At 35.5% G+C, this 16,448-nt stretch carries 23 protein-coding genes; 20 read left to right on the top strand and 3 right to left on the bottom strand.

The features are described from left to right. Window positions 1-36: 36 nt before the first annotated feature. From comGA to ACVRZD_RS05665, 12 genes are all read left to right on the top strand, one after another. Window positions 37-978 (top strand): competence type IV pilus ATPase ComGA, encoded by a 942-nt coding sequence (comGA, locus tag ACVRZD_RS05720; protein ID WP_037626323.1) that lies wholly within the window; start codon window positions 37-39, stop codon window positions 976-978. Further along, window positions 890-1,945 carry a competence type IV pilus assembly protein ComGB gene (comGB, locus tag ACVRZD_RS05715; RefSeq protein ID WP_447450352.1) on the top strand — a complete coding sequence of 352 codons (1,056 nt, stop codon included), beginning with the start codon at window positions 890-892 and terminating at the stop codon, window positions 1,943-1,945. The genes comGA and comGB overlap by 89 nt, the downstream gene beginning before the upstream one ends. Continuing rightward, complete coding sequence (gene comGC, locus ACVRZD_RS05710; protein ID WP_037626326.1) at window positions 1,942-2,268, top strand: competence type IV pilus major pilin ComGC; 327 nt, start codon at window positions 1,942-1,944, stop codon at window positions 2,266-2,268. The genes comGB and comGC overlap by 4 nt, the downstream gene beginning before the upstream one ends. Beyond that, entirely contained in the window at window positions 2,243-2,665 is a 423-nt protein-coding gene (gene comGD, locus ACVRZD_RS05705) for a competence type IV pilus minor pilin ComGD (RefSeq protein ID WP_230588955.1), read from the top strand. The genes comGC and comGD overlap by 26 nt, the downstream gene beginning before the upstream one ends. Beyond that, entirely contained in the window at window positions 2,637-2,936 is a 300-nt protein-coding gene (comGE, locus tag ACVRZD_RS05700; protein ID WP_037626330.1) for a competence type IV pilus minor pilin ComGE, read from the top strand. Before comGD ends, comGE begins: the two co-directional genes overlap by 29 nt. Continuing rightward, window positions 2,893-3,345, top strand: coding sequence for a competence type IV pilus minor pilin ComGF (comGF, locus tag ACVRZD_RS05695; RefSeq protein ID WP_052128136.1), 453 nt, complete (start codon window positions 2,893-2,895; stop codon window positions 3,343-3,345). The genes comGE and comGF overlap by 44 nt, the downstream gene beginning before the upstream one ends. After that, a complete protein-coding gene (gene comGG, locus ACVRZD_RS05690) occupies window positions 3,329-3,679 on the top strand; it encodes a competence type IV pilus minor pilin ComGG (protein ID WP_080730852.1) in 351 nt (116 codons plus the stop codon). The genes comGF and comGG overlap by 17 nt, the downstream gene beginning before the upstream one ends. Before the next feature lie 232 nt (window positions 3,680-3,911). Then, window positions 3,912-4,868, top strand: a complete 957-nt coding sequence (locus ACVRZD_RS05685) for a class I SAM-dependent methyltransferase (RefSeq protein ID WP_447450351.1) — start codon at window positions 3,912-3,914, stop codon at window positions 4,866-4,868. Between the two features lie 55 nt (window positions 4,869-4,923). Further along, entirely contained in the window at window positions 4,924-6,117 is a 1,194-nt protein-coding gene (locus ACVRZD_RS05680) for an acetate kinase (protein ID WP_447450350.1), read from the top strand. Between the two features lie 143 nt (window positions 6,118-6,260). Next, on the top strand, window positions 6,261-6,464 hold the full coding sequence (locus ACVRZD_RS05675; RefSeq protein ID WP_037626333.1) for a helix-turn-helix transcriptional regulator: 204 nt from the start codon (window positions 6,261-6,263) through the stop codon (window positions 6,462-6,464). 1 nt (window position 6,465) lies between these two features. Continuing rightward, window positions 6,466-6,918 carry a hypothetical protein gene (locus ACVRZD_RS05670; protein WP_037626334.1) on the top strand — a complete coding sequence of 151 codons (453 nt, stop codon included), beginning with the start codon at window positions 6,466-6,468 and terminating at the stop codon, window positions 6,916-6,918. A 12-nt stretch (window positions 6,919-6,930) separates the two neighbouring features. Continuing rightward, window positions 6,931-7,575, top strand: a complete 645-nt coding sequence (locus ACVRZD_RS05665; RefSeq protein ID WP_447450349.1) for a CPBP family intramembrane glutamic endopeptidase — start codon at window positions 6,931-6,933, stop codon at window positions 7,573-7,575. Between the two features lie 17 nt (window positions 7,576-7,592). Here ACVRZD_RS05665 and proC read toward each other — a convergent pair whose 3' ends face one another. Further along, window positions 7,593-8,363, bottom strand: a complete 771-nt coding sequence (gene proC, locus ACVRZD_RS05660; protein ID WP_037626335.1) for a pyrroline-5-carboxylate reductase — start codon at window positions 8,361-8,363, stop codon at window positions 7,593-7,595. 10 nt (window positions 8,364-8,373) lie between these two features. Further along, on the bottom strand, window positions 8,374-9,441 hold the full coding sequence (pepA, locus tag ACVRZD_RS05655) for a glutamyl aminopeptidase (protein ID WP_037626394.1): 1,068 nt from the start codon (window positions 9,439-9,441) through the stop codon (window positions 8,374-8,376). Window positions 9,442-9,804: 363 nt separating this feature from the next. On the opposite strand from pepA, the gene ACVRZD_RS05650 reads away from it, so the two are divergent. The 8 genes from ACVRZD_RS05650 to ACVRZD_RS05615 all read left to right on the top strand — a co-directional run bounded on the left by ACVRZD_RS05650 (window position 9,805) and on the right by ACVRZD_RS05615 (window position 15,710). After that, window positions 9,805-10,089, top strand: a complete 285-nt coding sequence (locus ACVRZD_RS05650; RefSeq protein ID WP_037626337.1) for a DUF4651 domain-containing protein — start codon at window positions 9,805-9,807, stop codon at window positions 10,087-10,089. Next, complete coding sequence (locus ACVRZD_RS05645) at window positions 10,086-10,403, top strand: thioredoxin family protein (RefSeq protein ID WP_037626339.1); 318 nt, start codon at window positions 10,086-10,088, stop codon at window positions 10,401-10,403. Before ACVRZD_RS05650 ends, ACVRZD_RS05645 begins: the two co-directional genes overlap by 4 nt. Before the next feature lie 15 nt (window positions 10,404-10,418). After that, a complete protein-coding gene (ytpR, locus tag ACVRZD_RS05640; RefSeq protein ID WP_037626340.1) occupies window positions 10,419-11,045 on the top strand; it encodes a YtpR family tRNA-binding protein in 627 nt (208 codons plus the stop codon). A gap of 96 nt (window positions 11,046-11,141) precedes the next feature. Then, window positions 11,142-11,540, top strand: a complete 399-nt coding sequence (locus tag ACVRZD_RS05635; RefSeq protein ID WP_037626342.1) for a single-stranded DNA-binding protein — start codon at window positions 11,142-11,144, stop codon at window positions 11,538-11,540. Window positions 11,541-12,009: 469 nt separating this feature from the next. Further along, entirely contained in the window at window positions 12,010-12,981 is a 972-nt protein-coding gene (locus ACVRZD_RS05630; RefSeq protein WP_037626344.1) for an ABC transporter substrate-binding protein, read from the top strand. Window positions 12,982-12,992: 11 nt separating this feature from the next. Further along, window positions 12,993-13,982, top strand: coding sequence for an ABC transporter substrate-binding protein (locus tag ACVRZD_RS05625; RefSeq protein ID WP_080730853.1), 990 nt, complete (start codon window positions 12,993-12,995; stop codon window positions 13,980-13,982). Window positions 13,983-14,013: 31 nt separating this feature from the next. Beyond that, the gene (locus ACVRZD_RS05620; RefSeq protein WP_037626347.1) at window positions 14,014-14,898 is read left to right on the top strand and encodes an ABC transporter permease; all 885 of its coding nucleotides are present in this window, start codon (window positions 14,014-14,016) and stop codon (window positions 14,896-14,898) included. Between the two features lie 8 nt (window positions 14,899-14,906). Further along, complete coding sequence (locus ACVRZD_RS05615; RefSeq protein WP_037626348.1) at window positions 14,907-15,710, top strand: ABC transporter ATP-binding protein; 804 nt, start codon at window positions 14,907-14,909, stop codon at window positions 15,708-15,710. A 96-nt stretch (window positions 15,711-15,806) separates the two neighbouring features. On the opposite strand, the gene ACVRZD_RS05610 is transcribed toward ACVRZD_RS05615, so the two are convergent. Then, window positions 15,807-16,448 carry a deoxynucleoside kinase gene (locus ACVRZD_RS05610; protein ID WP_037626350.1) on the bottom strand — a complete coding sequence of 214 codons (642 nt, stop codon included), beginning with the start codon at window positions 16,446-16,448 and terminating at the stop codon, window positions 15,807-15,809.

Below are 16,448 nucleotides of genomic sequence, written 5' to 3'. Positions count from 1 at the left end.
TTTTTTTTTTCGAATAAATGTGTAAGGAGGTTAATAATGATTCAAGGATTGGGGAAACAGTTAGTAAGAGAAGCAGTGACTTTGAATGTCCAGGATATTTATATCTTACCAGAAGGCGACAATTACATTGTCTATTTTCGGTTAAACGAAGAGCGTTATTATTCTGAAAATTTTCAATCAGGGCAATTACAACAATTAATTAGTCATTTTAAATTTCTCGCTGGCATGAATGTGGGTGAAAAGAGACGATGTCAATTAGGATCATGTGATTATAGCATTGGTGAAAACTCCATGATTTCACTTCGATTTTCCACTGTTGGAGATTATCGCGGCTTTGAAAGTATGGTAATCAGGATTATCTATCCTTTTGACAATAATAATAGCTATTGGTCTGATAAAGATAAGAAGCTTAAACAATATCTGATTGGAAGGGGATTATTCCTTTTTTCTGGACCGGTAGGATCTGGGAAAACTAGTTTAATGTATCAACTAATCGCAGAGCGAGCTAAAAATAGTCAAGTCATAACAATCGAAGACCCTGTAGAAATTAAAAATAACATATTTTTGCAATTGCAAGTGAATGAGAGTATTGGAATGACCTATGACAACCTCATCAAGCTATCATTAAGACATCGTCCGGATATATTAGTCATTGGAGAAATTCGTGACAAAGAAACAGCTAAAGCTGCAATAAGAGCTAGCCTAACAGGAGCTATGGTCTTTTCAACAGTTCATGCTAAAAGCATACCTGGTGTCTATGCTAGGTTACTGGAATTGGGAATCAGTCACAATGAATTAGAAAACACCCTAAAATTAATTGTTTATCAACGAATAATGGGAAAGAAAGGCTTAATTGATTTTGCTCATAAAAATTTTATCCAACACACACATGAAGATTGGAATCAAGAGATTAATCAACTGGTTACAAAAGGATGTCTCTCTAGGGAAGAAGGCGAAAAAGAGAAAATTATCTTCTAAAAAACAGTATCAACTCATTCAATTGCTACATAATCTCCAAGCAAGTGGCTTTAATCTGGTTGAAATGGTCTCTTTTTTAAAAAAGAGTAAATTATTAACAGAGACCCATGTAACTATAATGGAAAGTCATATGATAAATGGTAGTAGTTTAGCAAATATAATGCTTGAGTTGGGATATTCTGATAATGTGGTAACTCAACTAAGCTTTGCGGAGTTACATGGAAATAGTCAAACCAGTCTTGAAAATATTGAAGCCTATCTTTTACAGGTAAATCATATAAAAAAGAAAACGCTTGAAGTCATAACCTATCCAATAGTTTTACTTGTGTTTCTGGTCATCATAATGTTAGGGCTGCGCCAATATTTATTGCCTTCACTTAAAGAAGGTAATGCCATTACTCAACTCTTAACCTATTTCCCTCAATTATTAGTATGCAGTTTCTTATCTATTCTCTTTACAGGGTTACTAATGCTTTTTATAAAAAAACGTAGTTCACCGCTCAAATTAATAAGTTTTATTAGCAGGTTACCAGTATTAGGTCAAGTTTTTCAACTCTATATGACAGCTTATTTCGCAAGAGAATGGGGGAATTTAATTGGTCAGGGCTTAGAGCTGTCAACGATATTAAATATCATGATAGCTGAAAAATCACAGTTAGTTAGAGAACTTGGTCAAGAAATGAAGCAGTCATTAATTGAAGGCATTGCCTTTGATCAAAAAGTATTAGACTATCCATTTTTTAAAGATGAACTTAGTTTAATTATTTCGTATGGTCAAATAAAATCAAAATTAGGAAAAGAGTTGGAAATCTATGCCAAAAACACAATGGAGAATTACTTCAGACTCTTAATTCAAGCAACACAAATTATTCAACCGATAATTTTCTTAATAGTTGCATTAGTCATCGTCATGATTTACGCAGCTATGTTATTGCCAATTTATCAAAATATGGGAGGTCACATATGAAAAACACAATCTTATCAGTAAAAAACAAAACAGTAGCTGCATTTACTCTTTTAGAGATGTTGATGGTCATTTTAATCATCTCAGTTCTAATGCTATTATTTATTCCGAATCTTAATAAACAAAAAGAAAAAGTATTAGATATTGGTGGCGAAGCACTTGTCAAAATTGTCGAAAATCAGGCTGAATTGTATGCACTAAATCACGATGGAAAAGAAGCGAGTTTAACTGACTTGAAATCAAGTGGTAATCTAACTGCAGAACAAATCAAGGCTTATGATGATTATTACAGTAAACACAATGAAAAGTCAAAAAAAGTTAAGTAAAAATATAGCTGCTTTTACGTATATTGAAACATTGATTTGTTTAACGATTGCCAGTTTTTCAATTCTTATGTTAACTACGAGTGTTGATATTATTTTTATAAAGGCAAGACATCACCTTTTTTTTATCGAGTTTGAGAATTTTTATCGTCATTGTCAAAAAATCACAATTTTAAAGCGTTCGGCTGGTGAAATGGAATTTGCAGAGCGATCAATCACATATCAAAGTGAACAAATGGAGTTACCCAAAACAATTAAACTAGGATTTGTGAACAAGGTGAAATTAAATCAATATGGAGGTAATCATTCATTGGCAAAAATAAATTTTATCAGTTCTGATGAAATAATTACCTATACTTTAAATCTAGGAAGTGGTACCTATAAAAAATCAAAAGATTAAAGCCTATATCCTTTTTGAAAGTCTTGTTGCATTAGGGATATTAGTTTATATTGTTATCGTCATTTTGGGCTCAATAAGGCAATATCAACAACTACATCAACAGTATAAAGCTGAAGAAGAAGTTTTAAATAGTGCAATAATGGCTATTCAATCAAGAAAAAATAAATTGGCTATTAATGGTACAGATATTTTTGTTCATTCTACAGAAAAGGAAGTAGTAATCACCAATGGTCAAAAAGAAGTATTGCGGATTAGCAAAGTTAATGATTAAAGCCTTCACCTTGTTAGAAGCGATGATTGCACTCTTAGTGGTTTCAGGTTCATTATTAGTTTATCAAGGATTGACCAAGTCAACGTTTGCTAATATTAATTTTTTAAGACAAAACAATCAAGATAGTTGGCTTTTATTTGCACATCAGTTTAGAGCTGAATTAGAGAGGGCACAATTTGTAGATATTAGTGGAAATAAATTAATGATTCAGAAGGATCAGAAAAAAGTATCCTTTAGAGTTACTGAAAAACACGATTTTAGAAAATCTGCGGCTAATGGTAAAGGCTACAATCCCATGCTTTTTCATGTTAGAAAGGCCGAAATGTTCTGTCAAGACAAGGAATTAACAATTCATTTTCTATGGGAAAATGGCATGGAAAGGGATTTTGTTTATGTATTTGCAAAGTAAAGTTAAAGCAGGTGTACTCTTGTATTCACTTTTAATGGCTTCAATTTTTATGATGATTGTACAAATTTATATTAATCAAACAAAACAGTTTTATGCAGAACATCAAGCTCATATTGCTGTTGCCAAAGCTTATGTAATGGCAGAAATGGTTAGATTAACCAAACTCGAAAAAAAGTCGGGACAATTGAAGTTTAGTACAGGTCGAATTCGCTATGTTGAAGAGGAGGGTCACATACATATGGATGTAACGGTTGAAGGGGGGTATCATTACCAATTTAACTTTGATACAGATGAATCCAACATTACTAATGCTAATTTGAAAAAAGTAGACTAAAATCAAAATTTACAAAGGAAAAAGTCAAAAAATAAAAGAAAACTCAAATACCCAAATAAGAAGAAGGATTAGACTAGACGGATACTTACTTAGAGGAGTAGATAACAGGAAAATTGCAATCGTTACGACATAAGATGAAAAATAATTGAAAATAAATGGCGAATTAATGAAAATAGATTTGAATAAAGTGGTCATTCTTTTCAATTAAGCTTAAATTTGTTATGATAGATTTATGGATTTTGAAAAGATTGAAAAAGCCTTTGAGCTTATTTTGGAAAATAGTCAGTTGATTGAAACTGACTTAAAGACACATATCTACGATGCAATGATTGAACAAAATTCTTTTTATTTAGGTGCAGAAGGTGCAAGTCCTCAGGTTGAAAAGAACATTAAAGCCTTAAAGGAATTGCATTTATCAAAGGAAGAATGGCGTCGTGCTTTTCAGTTTGTCTTTATCAAAGCTTCGCAAACTGAAAAATTACAAGCCAACCATCAGTTCACCCCAGATAGTCTTGGTTTTATCATGCTCTATATTATGGAGACGTTGGTAGATAAGCAAGCACTAGACTTGTTAGAGATAGGTAGTGGAACGGGTAATTTAGCACAGACAGTTTTGAATAATAGTAGTAAAAAAATTGATTACCTCGGTGTCGAGCTTGATGATTTATTGATAGACTTGTCTGCTAGTATCTCAGAAATAATGGGATCTTCTGCCAAGTTTTTACAAGAGGATGCTGTTAGACCGCATATTCTCAAAGAGAGTGATATTATTATTAGTGATTTGCCTGTTGGGTATTATCCAAATGATGATATCGCAAGTCGCTATAAGGTTGCCAGTAAAGACGAGCATACCTATGCCCATCATTTGCTGATGGAACAATCTTTAAAATACTTAAAATATGGTGGTTATGCTATTTTTCTAGCTCCAACAAATATTTTAAACAGTCCACAGAGTGATCTCTTAAAAGAGTGGTTGAAAAATTATGCTCAAGTTATGGCAGTTATTACCTTACCAGATACAATGTTTGGTAATCCCAACAATGCCAAATCACTATTTGTTATTGGAAAAACCAAGAAGCAATTAGTAGAAACTTTTGTTTATCCGATTACTAATATTCAATCCACAGAAACAATTCAAGATTTTATGAGTAAGTTCAAAAAATGGAAACTTGCTAATGTTATTTCATAGAATTTTTGATATAATAGTAGAGCATTACAGAAAACGATTACAAGTGAGGTAAAAAATGTCAAAAACAATTGCAATTAATGCTGGTAGTTCAAGTCTTAAATGGCAACTATATCAAATGCCTGAAGAAACAGTTCTTGCGCAAGGAATTATTGAACGTATTGGATTAGAAAATTCAATTTCAACTGTTAAGTTTAATGGTCAAAAACAAGAAGATATTACAGATATCCCAGATCATTCAACAGCGGTTAAAATTCTATTGAATGACTTAATTCATTTAGGGATTATTGCATCTTATGATGAAATCACAGGAGTTGGTCACCGTATTGTGGCTGGTGGTGAATATTTCACAGATTCAGTATTAGTTGATGAAAAAGTAGTTGAACAAGTTGAAGAATTATCAGCATTAGCACCATTACATAATCCAGGTGCAGCAGCTGGTATTCGTGCTTTCCGCGAAATTTTACCAGATATTACAAGTGTTTGTGTCTTTGATAATGCTTATCATATGACTATGCAACCACACACTTACTTATATCCAATTCCTCAAAAATACTATACTGAGCATAAAGTACGTAAATATGGGGCACATGGAACAAGTCATAAGTATGTTGCGCGTGAAGCGGCAAAAATGGTCAATCGTCCTGTTGAAGAGCTAAAAATTATTACAGCTCATATTGGAAATGGTGTTTCTATAACAGCTAACTATCACGGAGAATCTATTGATACTTCAATGGGCTTCACACCACTTGCTGGTCCTATGATGGGGACACGTTCTGGCGACATTGATCCAGCGATTATTCCTTATCTTATTGAACGTGATCCAGAATTGAAAGATGCAGCTGACGCAGTCAATATGCTAAATAAAAAATCTGGTTTAAGCGGTGTATCTGGTATCTCAAGTGATATGCGCGACATTGAAGATGGTGTTCAAGCAAATGATCCAAATGCAGTTTTAGCTTACAATATGTTTGTTGACCGCATTAAGAAATACATTGGTCAGTATTTTGCTGTATTAAATGGTGCAGACGTATTGGTCTTTACAGCAGGTATGGGTGAAAATGGACCATTGGTACGTGAGGATGTTATTTCTGGATTATCTTGGTTCGGAATGGAACTTGATCCTGAGAAAAATGTCTTTGGTTACCGCGGAGAAATTTCTACGCCTGAATCAAAAGTTAAAGTTCTTGTTATTTCAACAGATGAAGAGTTGTGTATTGCACGCGATGTTGAACGCCTACGCCAAAAATAAAATTAGCAATAATTAATATAAATGAATAGTACCTCAATGGTTAGAAACAATTCTAACAATTGAGGTACTATTTTTTCTTGACAAAAAATGTAAAGTGAACTATACTTAAAATGTAAAGTTAAGTTGACAAAAAAGGAGAAAATATGAAAAATAAACTTCAAGAACTCCGAAAGCAAGGGAAGATAAGTCAATCAGAATTGGCTGAAAATGTTGGCGTAACTCGGCAAACAATTATTTCACTAGAAAAAGGTCGGTATAATGCTTCTTTGGAATTAGCTTTTAAACTTGCTAGATATTTTGATGTCAAGATTGAAGATATTTTTGACTATGAAGGTGAGGATGTGTAAAATGATTAAATTACTAATGAAGAGCTTAACAGGTAAAAAAAGCTTTGAAGAATATAAAAAATCAATACAAATATGGTCAGTATTTTTATTTTTTATTGCATCACTGACATTAATTATCAATTGGAAACTGCATCTTCCTTCATTTGGTAAAGGATTTTTAATTGGTGTAGCATTAGCCTTGTTTATTCTGATTGGTAGAAATTACTATTTGTTAAGTAATGAAAAGAAATTAAAAGAAGCTTATCTGAGTGCATATGATGAAAGAAATCAGCAAATTCTTTTAGTTGCGAGCTCTTTTGCCCTGAGTTTACAAATCGTTATCGTTATAATAGGATTATTTTTATTTGTATTTTGGTCAATTGAGTGGTCAATGATTATCTTTTTAAGTATTGATTTGTATGTTATATTAATTAGTTTCCTGGGAACAAAATTACTATTAAGCAAAATGATGTAGGAGAACAAATATATGCTTTCAAAATTTAAATGGTTTTTAATTGCTTTTGGCATTGTAGTTGTTGAGCAATTACCGATACTCTTAGTAAAAAAAGAACAACCTTTTTGGCAAGTAATCTTGATTTCAATGCTATTATTGGTTATTACAGCCTTGACTTATTGGTTTGCTAAAAAGAAAAAACTTCTAGCCGACAAGGCCTCTTTAACGAGTGATTCTGCAATTCTCTGGATTGGTCTTGGTTTTGCTGCACTTACTATTATCAAATTCATTGGGGGAATTATCCTCTTTTTAGAACATGGTGCCAATGCCAATACTGCAAATCAAATGGCTTTGGAGCAAGCTGGCTTTCACCCTATGTTACTTTTTATACTAGCTGCCATAGTAGCACCTATTATTGAAGAAACTGTGTTTCGTGGGATTATTTTTGGCAAAGTATTTGGTGCAAAATCTTATCTCGGTTTAGTTATTAGTAGCCTTTTGTTTGGAGGTCTACACATGCCATCGGACATCGGCAGTTGGGTTATCTATGCCGGCATGGGACTCGTTTTAGGCTTCGTCTATCATAAAACAAAAAATTTAAGCTACTGCATGATCATCCACTTTATCAACAATGGATTAGCTGTATTACTCATGCTTTTACTCCCTCATATAAGATAAAAAACCTTGTAATTTTATTACAAGGTTTTTGCTTTGTCGATTGTTTTGTCAATTGCAGAGCTAACAGTTGGAGTCAGTCCTTTTTCTTCAAGTTCCATTAAACCAGCAATTGTTGTTCCGCCGGGGCTACAAATCTTGTCAATTAAGTCATTAGGGCTATCAGTGCCGACTAGTAACTGTTGGGCACTAGCCTGAACAGTTTCAGCCACGATTGCTAATGCTTTATCTTTGGACAAGCCATGTTTGACCCCGGCTTTTGCCATGGCTTCGATGAAGAGATAAATGAAAGCAGGACTTGAGCCGGCTAATGCTGTAAAGGTATCAAAATCCTTTTCATCAATGACAAAAGTAGAACCAAAGCTATCTGTGATCTCTTTAGCAGTTTTCATTAACTCCTCAGAGACCAAATTGTTAGTTGTTAGAGCAGTTGTCGATTGCAAAATTTGTGCATTCATATTGGGCATAATCCGAATCACAGGTAAATCAGAACCAACAAGTTGACCAATTCGTTTTAAATTTAACCCAGCAGCCATTGATAAAACGGCTTGCTTAAAATTCAATGGCTTCAGAACTGATTCAAACATCTGAGGTTTAATGCCTAAGATGACTAAATCAACTTGATCAATTAAATCTTGATGTGAGTCGGCATAATTTAGATTAAGCTTTTTGGCTAATTCTTTTGAGCGGTCTAAGGAAGAACCAGAAATAATGATTTCATGCTCGGTCTTTTTCAAGCCTTGGATAATAGCGCTAGCCATTTTTCCAACCCCGATAAATCCAATTTTCATAGGCTACCTTCTAGTATTTCTTGATTAAATCAACAGTTGAGCGGTCAAGTTTTTTAACAATTGCTTGTAAATACGCTTGTGCTTCTAGGAAGTCATCCATAGCATAAAGCGTTTGATGTGAGTGGATATAACGGGCACAAACACCAATTGTTGTTGATGGGACACCACCATTTTTAAGGTGGGCAGCACCAGCATCAGTGCCGCCTTTGGCACAGTAGTATTGGTATTTAACACCAGCTTCTTCAGCTGTTGTTAAAAGGAAATCACGCATATTTTTGAGCATGATATGACCTGGGTCATAGAAACGAACTAGAGTTCCCTCTCCGATTGCTCCTTGGTTACCTGAGATATCTCCAGCAGGAGAACAGTCAACGGCAAAGAAAAGTTCAGGGTCGAATTTGGTAGTAGAAACGTGAGCACCACGTAAACCAACTTCTTCTTGAACATTGGCACCTGCAATTAGAGTGTTTCCTAATTCTTGCCCTTTAAGACTTTCTAGTAATTCAGAGACCATCAAGACACCATAACGGTTATCCCATGCTTTTGAAATGACATTCTTTTTGTTTGCCGTTAGAATGGTTTCAGACTGAGGTACGATGATATCACCTGGCGTGATTCCAAAGCTTTCAGCCTCTTCCTTGTTAGCAAATCCACCGTCGAAAGTGATATCACTGATAGATGGGAGACCTGCAGAGCCATTTCCACCACGTAAAAAGTGAGGAGGAATAGATCCAGAAATAACTGGGATGGCTTGTCCTTGGCGAGTATAGAGGGTGAAGCGCTGTGAACTGACAACTAAGGGATTCCATCCACCAACTTCAACAACATTGAATGTCCCGTTAGCATTAATTTGGCTAACCATAAAGCCGACTTCATCCATGTGAGCAGCCACTAAAATACGAGGTGCATCGCTTGCTTTACTTTCTTTGATACCGAAAATGCCACCCAGACCATCTGTTTCGACACGATCAACTAAAGGTGTGATTTTTTGACGCAAAAAATCACGGACACTATGCTCATAGCCGGCAATGCCATCAAGTTCGGTTACTTCTTTTATTTTTGAAAATAATTCTGTCATCATTACACTTCCTTTTTTGATTAAGGGGTTCCTTATTATCACTCTCTATTTTACCATTTTTAATGAAGAAACGCCCTATAAATATGGATTAACGGTGGAGTTCAATGATATAAAATAAATCAGAAGTATGAGAGAGAAAATAAGAAAGGCTGCTGCACAGATAATAGTGATACTAGTTTCTTTGGGACTGAAAATAAGTTGACTACATGATTGGCACATTAGAACTCCTTTTTATGTCCAATTTACCTAAATAGCAATTAAATGTCAATGCTTTAATAAAAAACTAATATAAAGAAATTTTTCATTTATCATTCTGGACTTAGACCTATCCCAATTCTTGTATTTTATGATAAAATATAGGATATGATTAATAGAAAACCAAAAGGTATTATTGGATTAGTGGGTCTATCAGCAGTTGCAGTGACAGCCTTAGTACTCAAAGAAAAATACCAAGAAAACAGAAGACAAAAAATCACAAATGAGATTCGCCAGTATTTTTCTGATTTAGGCGAAATTGATGCTCTCTATATCAATGATTATTCCTCAAGCTTTGGGGCTATAAATGGTGGACTGGTTATGTCTGATGGCAGGGCTTACCAATTCACCTATAGTCGTGGAGGAATTGTCTTTCAGGAGGAAGAAAAATGATTATCCCTAAAACCTATGAAGAAATCGCTGAATGGATTGAAAAGGAAGAAAAATTAGTACTTTTCTTCACAGCTGATTGGTGTCCTGATTGCCAATTTATCTACCCAGTCATGTCAGAAATTGAAGCAGAACACCAGGATTTAACCTTTGTTCGCTTAGATCGTGATGACTTTATGGATCTTGCCCAACAGTGGAATATTTTTGGTATTCCAAGTTTTCTAATCATTGAAAATGGAAAAGAAAAAGCGCGTCTGGTTAACAAATTAAGAAAAACAAAAGCTGAAATTAATCAGTTTATCACAAGTAACAAGTAAGGAAAAGGAAGAAAAATGATATTTGCTTATAATAAAGAACAAGTTGGCGATGTCTTAATGGTCATCTTAGAAGATACCAAAGATATCAAACGTTCAGTAGAACGTAGGGGCCATATTGCCAGAATTACAGCTGATGAAACTGGAAAAACACTTGCATGGAATATCTTTGATGTATCACAATTGCTAACTATTGAAGGAAATGGTCAAGTCTTTCCTAGCCAAGAAGACCTAGATTTATTAAACCAAGAATTAGCAAAAGAAGGCTTTGAAGAAAAATTAACTGGAACAGCTTTTCCAGTATTTGTAGTAGGACAAATCACAGAAATGGTTGCACATCCTGACAGTGATCACCTCAACATTTGCCAAGTGGCTATCGGAGCAGATAAAACAGTACAAATCGTAGCGGGGGCGCCTAATGCAGCACTTGATTTGAAAACAATCGTTGCCTTACCAGGCGCAATGATGCCGAGCGGCAGCCTTATTTTCCCTGGCAAACTGCGAGGACAAGATAGTTATGGCATGATGTGTTCTCCTCGTGAATTAGCACTACCAAATGCTCCTCAAAAACGAGGCATAATCGAATTAGCTGACAGTGCAGTAGTAGGTGAGGCATTTGATACTGAAAAACATTGGCAAGCATAATAAGTGCAGACTCTAGATAATACTAGAGTCTTTTTGTTTAACTAAAAATACAATATAAAAAATAGTTTACGAATTATTAATTAAGGAGGTACAAAAATGTACAATAGAGTAATCATGATTGGTCGTTTAGTTGCTGATCCACAACTAATTAAGACTCCAAAGGATAAGTCAGTTTGTCGTGTTTCAGTTGCTGTTAATCGTCGCTATAAAAATGCCCAAGGTGAAAGACAAGTGGACTTTGTCAATTTAGTCTTATGGGGAAAACTAGCTGAATCCTTAGCTTCATATGGTAGTAAAGGTAGTCTTATTTCACTTGAAGGTGAATTACGGACAAGGCGCTATGAGAAAGATGGCAAATCTCATTATATGACAGAGGTTCTTTGTCATAGTTTTCAATTATTGGAAAGCAGAGCGCAACGTGCCATGCGTGAAAACAATATGACAAATGACCTGGCAGACCTAGTGCTTGATGAGGAAGATGACCTGCCTTTCTAAAAAATTTTAATATGATTTTTGATCCTGTCTTATAAGTCTGTTTAGCCTTGTCATGATGGGCTTAGGCAGCGATTTAATTGTCAGAATATTTCACCTAAAAATGACAATTTTCAATTTTAGGTGTTGACAGTCCTAAAAAAATGAATTATAATTTAGAAAAATTAAACGAAAGAAAACAGGAGGTGCCCTATGGTAAGCATTAGCACAACTCATAACATCAATAAGCGTTATTACTTTAGCTTCTTTAGATAGTGTTTGTAGTCATGGGAAACATGGATACAAACACGTGAAACGTTAGTTTGTATCTATGAGGCTAGGGCTATTTGAGTTGTATGTCCACATAGATAAATCATATCTAAGTGGGCACCACCATAGAGCAGTGTATTTTTTAGCACTCTTGTATTTGTGTAAGACCATTTAGATTAATCTAAATGGTCTTATTTTTGTACACAAATGAAAGAGGAGTTATATGAAATTTAAACAAGTATTTTTTACAGTCGGTTTATTAAGCCTATTGATTACCTTATCAGCTTGTCGTAAAGAAGCGACAGAAAACAAGAGTCAAGTAAAAGTCGGGATTATTCAGTATGCTAAGCATCCTGCCTTAGATGCTTCAAAAAAAGGCTTCCTAGAAGCATTAAAAGATGGTGGTTACAAAGAAGGCAAGAATTTACAAATTACCAGTAAGAATGCCCAAGGTGAGCAAGCTAACCTCCAAACCATGGTTGACCAATTGACAGGTAAGAATGATGTGAATTTTGCTATTGCAACACCAGCAGCACAGGCCTTGTTGACAAGTGATCCAGATACGCCAGCCGTATTTACTGCTGTAACGGACCCTGTCGGAGCAGGCTTAGTTGACGCAATGGCTAAACCTGGTAAAAATATGACTGGCTCAATTGATGCAGGTAATGTACCTCAACAAATTAACTTATTGCTCAAGGCTGTTCCTACTGCTAAAAAAGTGGGTATCTTTTATAATTCCAGTGAAGTCAATTCACAGATGCAAGCCAAAGAGGCTAAAAAAGCATTGAAGAAAAAAGGTATTACGGCAATTGAAAAGACAGTTACGACAAGTAATGATGTTCAACAAGTCATGACCAGTTTAGTTGGCCAAGTAGATGCTGTTTACCTACCGACAGATAATACAGTAGCTTCAACAGCCATGACAATTGGTCAAATTTTAAAAGAAAATAAAATTCCAGCAATCGGCAGTGACAAAGCATACCTTGACGCTGTACTCTTTACTTCAGGCGTTGATTATGAAGCAATTGGCCGTCAAGCCGGAGAAAAAGCAGTAGCCATTCTGAAAGGAAAAAAAGCTTCAACAATTGCCGTTGCTAAACCTGAAAAACCTGAATTAGCTATCAATAAGGATATGGCTAAATCACTGGGTATCAATCCTTATGAACTTGAAAAACAATTAGTAGAAAACAAATAGAGGACACTGACATGGAAGTTAACTATCAAAGGATTACAAAATTAAACAAATTACTCATCATCGCTCTAGCAAGTATTTTCTTGGTTGCTTGTCGGAAATCATCAACAGACAATATGAGAATGTCACAAAAAGAAATTAAAATCGGTATTCTTCAGTACATGGAACATGTTTCTTTAGACCAAGCTCGAGAAGGTTTTAAGGAGGAGTTGAAAAAGAAGGGCTACACAGAGGGTAAGAATGTAACCTTTGATTATCAGAATGCGCAAGGGGACCAATCTAATTTACAGACCATATCAGAACAGTTGGTCAAAAAAAATGATTTGGTCTTAGCTATTGCAACACCAGCAGCGCAAGCAATGGCAACAGCCTCTACTAACACACCGGTTGTCTTTACAGCTGTAACTGATCCTGTATCTGCTAAATTGGTTTCTTCAATCAAAAAACCCGGAGGCCTGTTGACCGGAGCAAGTGACCAAGCACCAATTGATAAGCAAGTTGATTTGTTAGGTCAAGCCCTTCCCAAGGCAAAAAAAGTCGGCATACTTTATACAAGTAGTGAACGTAATTCAGAAGTTCAGGTAATAGAGGCTGAGAAAGAGCTAAAGAAAGCTGGATATCAGGTTGTTAAGAAAGCTATTTCTTCAACAAATGATGTGCAAGATGCGACGAATAGTCTGATGACACAAGTCGATGCGCTTTTTGTTCCGACAGATAATACGGTTGCTTCAACTATGTCTATGATTGGACAACTATCAGTAGAACACAAGGTTCCAGTTATTGGTGGCTCAACAGATATGGTCGATGTGGGTGGTTTACTGACCTATGGGACAAACTATCGTCAGTTGGGTAAGCAAGTCGCAAAGCAAGCTATTAAAATTATCGAAGGTAAAAAGGTGGCTAATATTCCAGTTGAGTCTCCAAAGACACTTGACTTGCATATCAATAAGGAGCAAGCTAAGAAATTAGGCTTGGATCTCGGTCACTTATCAGTTAAAAAGTAAACAAGTAGTGCTATCTACTTAAGGAGGAAACATGGCATTAGTATTATCAAGCCTGTCACAAGGGCTCTTATGGTCGGTGATGGCAATCGGCGTATACATCACATTTAGAATTTTAGACATTGCGGATTTAACAGCAGAGGGGTCTTTTCCCTTAGGTGCAGCGGTTTGTGCTACAGGAATTGTTTCTGGACTTAGCCCTCTATTTTCCACCCTCTTGGCGTTGGTTGCCGGCTTCTTAGCCGGTCTTATTTCCGGATTAATTCATACCAAGCTAAAAATTCCAGCTCTTTTGACAGGGATCATCACATTAACAGGTCTTTACTCAATTAATCTGAAAGTGCTAGGTCGTGCTAATGTAGCTCTATTAGGACAAAAGACCTTAGTCAGTCAAGTTTACGATATAGGCTTTACTAAAATAGCCTCAGTTATGATTCTTGGTGGGATCTTTGTCTTATTAGTCATTGCTGTTTTGACTTTGCTGATGAAAACTCAATTAGGATTGGCTCTTCGATCAACCGGAGATAACATTCCAATGAGTGAATCCAACGGCATCAAAACCGATAACATGAAGATTTTAGGTTACATGATTTCAAACGGTTTAATTGCTCTTTGTGGGGCTCTTCTTTGTCAGAACAATGGCTACGCAGATCTCAATTCTGGGGTAGGTACCATTGTTATAGGGCTAGCCTCAATAATTATTGCAGAAGTAGTGATTCGGAATTTGAGTATAGGCTGGCGCCTAACGTCAATTGTGCTAGGTTCAATTATCTACCGTCTGATTATCCTGGCCATCTTATCTATTCCTGGTATGGATGCAGACTTGGTTAAACTCTTCTCAGCTATTCTATTAGCAAGTGTTCTTTATGTTCCAGAAGTTCAGAAGAAATTACGTATTCGTCAACCCAAATTAAGTTAGGAGTTCACATGACAGCATTATTAACAATCGATTCGATTCACAAAGTTTTTGAAGCAGGCACCGTTAATGAAAACCATGTCTTGCGAGGTCTATCTTTGAAAGTTGAGCAAGGAGACTTTATTTCTATTATTGGGGGAAATGGAGCAGGTAAATCAACGTTAATGAATAGCTTGGCAGGAACACTTAGTCTTGATCAAGGAGATATACTATTAGAAGGTCAATCAATCAAGAACCAACCAGCTTCCCGTCGCGCAAAAGTTATCAGTAGAGTTTTCCAAGATCCCAAGATGGGTACAGCATCACGCTTAAGCATAGAAGAGAATATGGCTATAGCTTACCGACGAGGAAAAAAACGTGGCTTAACTTGGGGAGTCAAAGAAAGTGAACGTCAGATTTTCAAAGTAGCTTTAAAAGAATTAGATTTGTCTTTAGAGAATCGAATGAAAGTAGACACACAATTCCTTTCAGGTGGACAAAGACAAGCCTTGACACTTCTCATGGCATCATTAGAAAAACCAAAACTATTACTTTTAGATGAACATACAGCTGCCCTTGATCCTAAAACCAGTGATATGGTTATGAACTTGACAGATAAAATTGTCCAGACACATCAATTAACAGCATTAATGATTACACACAATATGGAAAACGCTATTACCTATGGAAATCGTCTAGTTATGCTCCATCAAGGCAAAATAGTAGTCGATGTGTCGGGAGAAGAAAAACGCAACTTAACAGTTCCTCAATTATTGGACTTGTTCCAATCAAAAAGTGGTCAAGACTTGAGTGATGATGCCCTTATCTTAAGTTAAAGAGAAAGAATAAGACGTTTTAGTGACAGGAAAGATAGCATCCGTATTAACAAAAAATGACTGAGATTGTCCTCTCAGTCATTTTTTTGTTGTAGATTAAAGTAAATCGAGTTCTTTTAATTTTTCATCAACCATTGCTAAAACACGCTTGAGATCGTCTTCGTTTTGGACGAAATCAAGGACATCACCATTAATTTTCATTTTTGGAGAGATGTCGTAATTATCATACCAGTCGGGATATTCACCATGTACCTGTTGGTAATAATCTTCAAGTCCAGGATTGTCATCCACTTGTTCAAAACTTCGTCCCCGCTTTTCAATACGTTCTAACATTTTTTCAAATGAAACATCAATATAGACTAAAAGGTCGGGACGTTTTTTAGGCATACCTTCAAGCTCTTCAAGCATATTGCCAAGTAATTCTTTATAGATATCTAGCTCAGTCTCAGTGACGTTACCATTTTTATAATTCAGTGTTAAAAACAGTTCATCTTCAAAGATGGATCTGTCAAGTATGTTGTTATCTGCTTGATAAGCTTCTTTAATCGATTTAAACCGTTTATTCAAAAAGAAAATTTGAAGCAAGAAAGCATATTTTTTAGGGTCTTCATAATATAAATCAAGAACTGGGTTGTTATCAACAGCCTCATAAAAGACTTCAGTTCCAAGATGTTCACCAAGTGCAGCTGCAAGAGAACTTTTTCCTGCACCAATAGTTCCAGCTAATACAATCAACAT

This window comes from Streptococcus hongkongensis (genome assembly GCF_053206145.1).
Note: the sequence above shows the minus strand (reverse complement) of the source record. Positions and strands in the feature narration are given on the sequence as shown.

Excerpts from the sequence above, each read along its gene's own strand:
- comGA (WP_037626323.1), top strand. The coding sequence starts at position 37 with ATGATTCAAGGATTGGGGAAACAGTTAGTAAGAGAAGCAGTGACTTTG.
- comGB (WP_447450352.1), top strand. The coding sequence starts at position 890 with ATGAAGATTGGAATCAAGAGATTAATCAACTGGTTACAAAAGGATGTC.
- comGC (WP_037626326.1), top strand. The coding sequence starts at position 1,942 with ATGAAAAACACAATCTTATCAGTAAAAAACAAAACAGTAGCTGCATTT.
- comGD (WP_230588955.1), top strand. The coding sequence starts at position 2,243 with ATGAAAAGTCAAAAAAAGTTAAGTAAAAATATAGCTGCTTTTACGTAT.
- comGF (WP_052128136.1), top strand. The coding sequence starts at position 2,893 with ATGGTCAAAAAGAAGTATTGCGGATTAGCAAAGTTAATGATTAAAGCC.
- comGG (WP_080730852.1), top strand. The coding sequence starts at position 3,329 with ATGTATTTGCAAAGTAAAGTTAAAGCAGGTGTACTCTTGTATTCACTT.
- ACVRZD_RS05685 (WP_447450351.1), top strand. The coding sequence starts at position 3,912 with ATGGATTTTGAAAAGATTGAAAAAGCCTTTGAGCTTATTTTGGAAAAT.
- ACVRZD_RS05680 (WP_447450350.1), top strand. The coding sequence starts at position 4,924 with ATGTCAAAAACAATTGCAATTAATGCTGGTAGTTCAAGTCTTAAATGG.
- ACVRZD_RS05675 (WP_037626333.1), top strand. The coding sequence starts at position 6,261 with ATGAAAAATAAACTTCAAGAACTCCGAAAGCAAGGGAAGATAAGTCAA.
- ACVRZD_RS05670 (WP_037626334.1), top strand. The coding sequence starts at position 6,466 with ATGATTAAATTACTAATGAAGAGCTTAACAGGTAAAAAAAGCTTTGAA.
- ACVRZD_RS05665 (WP_447450349.1), top strand. The coding sequence starts at position 6,931 with ATGCTTTCAAAATTTAAATGGTTTTTAATTGCTTTTGGCATTGTAGTT.
- proC (WP_037626335.1), bottom strand. The coding sequence starts at position 8,363 with ATGAAAATTGGATTTATCGGGGTTGGAAAAATGGCTAGCGCTATTATC.
- pepA (WP_037626394.1), bottom strand. The coding sequence starts at position 9,441 with ATGACAGAATTATTTTCAAAAATAAAAGAAGTAACCGAACTTGATGGC.
- ACVRZD_RS05650 (WP_037626337.1), top strand. The coding sequence starts at position 9,805 with ATGATTAATAGAAAACCAAAAGGTATTATTGGATTAGTGGGTCTATCA.
- ACVRZD_RS05645 (WP_037626339.1), top strand. The coding sequence starts at position 10,086 with ATGATTATCCCTAAAACCTATGAAGAAATCGCTGAATGGATTGAAAAG.
- ytpR (WP_037626340.1), top strand. The coding sequence starts at position 10,419 with ATGATATTTGCTTATAATAAAGAACAAGTTGGCGATGTCTTAATGGTC.
- ACVRZD_RS05635 (WP_037626342.1), top strand. The coding sequence starts at position 11,142 with ATGTACAATAGAGTAATCATGATTGGTCGTTTAGTTGCTGATCCACAA.
- ACVRZD_RS05630 (WP_037626344.1), top strand. The coding sequence starts at position 12,010 with ATGAAATTTAAACAAGTATTTTTTACAGTCGGTTTATTAAGCCTATTG.
- ACVRZD_RS05625 (WP_080730853.1), top strand. The coding sequence starts at position 12,993 with ATGGAAGTTAACTATCAAAGGATTACAAAATTAAACAAATTACTCATC.
- ACVRZD_RS05620 (WP_037626347.1), top strand. The coding sequence starts at position 14,014 with ATGGCATTAGTATTATCAAGCCTGTCACAAGGGCTCTTATGGTCGGTG.
- ACVRZD_RS05615 (WP_037626348.1), top strand. The coding sequence starts at position 14,907 with ATGACAGCATTATTAACAATCGATTCGATTCACAAAGTTTTTGAAGCA.
- ACVRZD_RS05610 (WP_037626350.1), bottom strand. The coding sequence starts at position 16,448 with ATGTTGATTGTATTAGCTGGAACTATTGGTGCAGGAAAAAGTTCTCTT.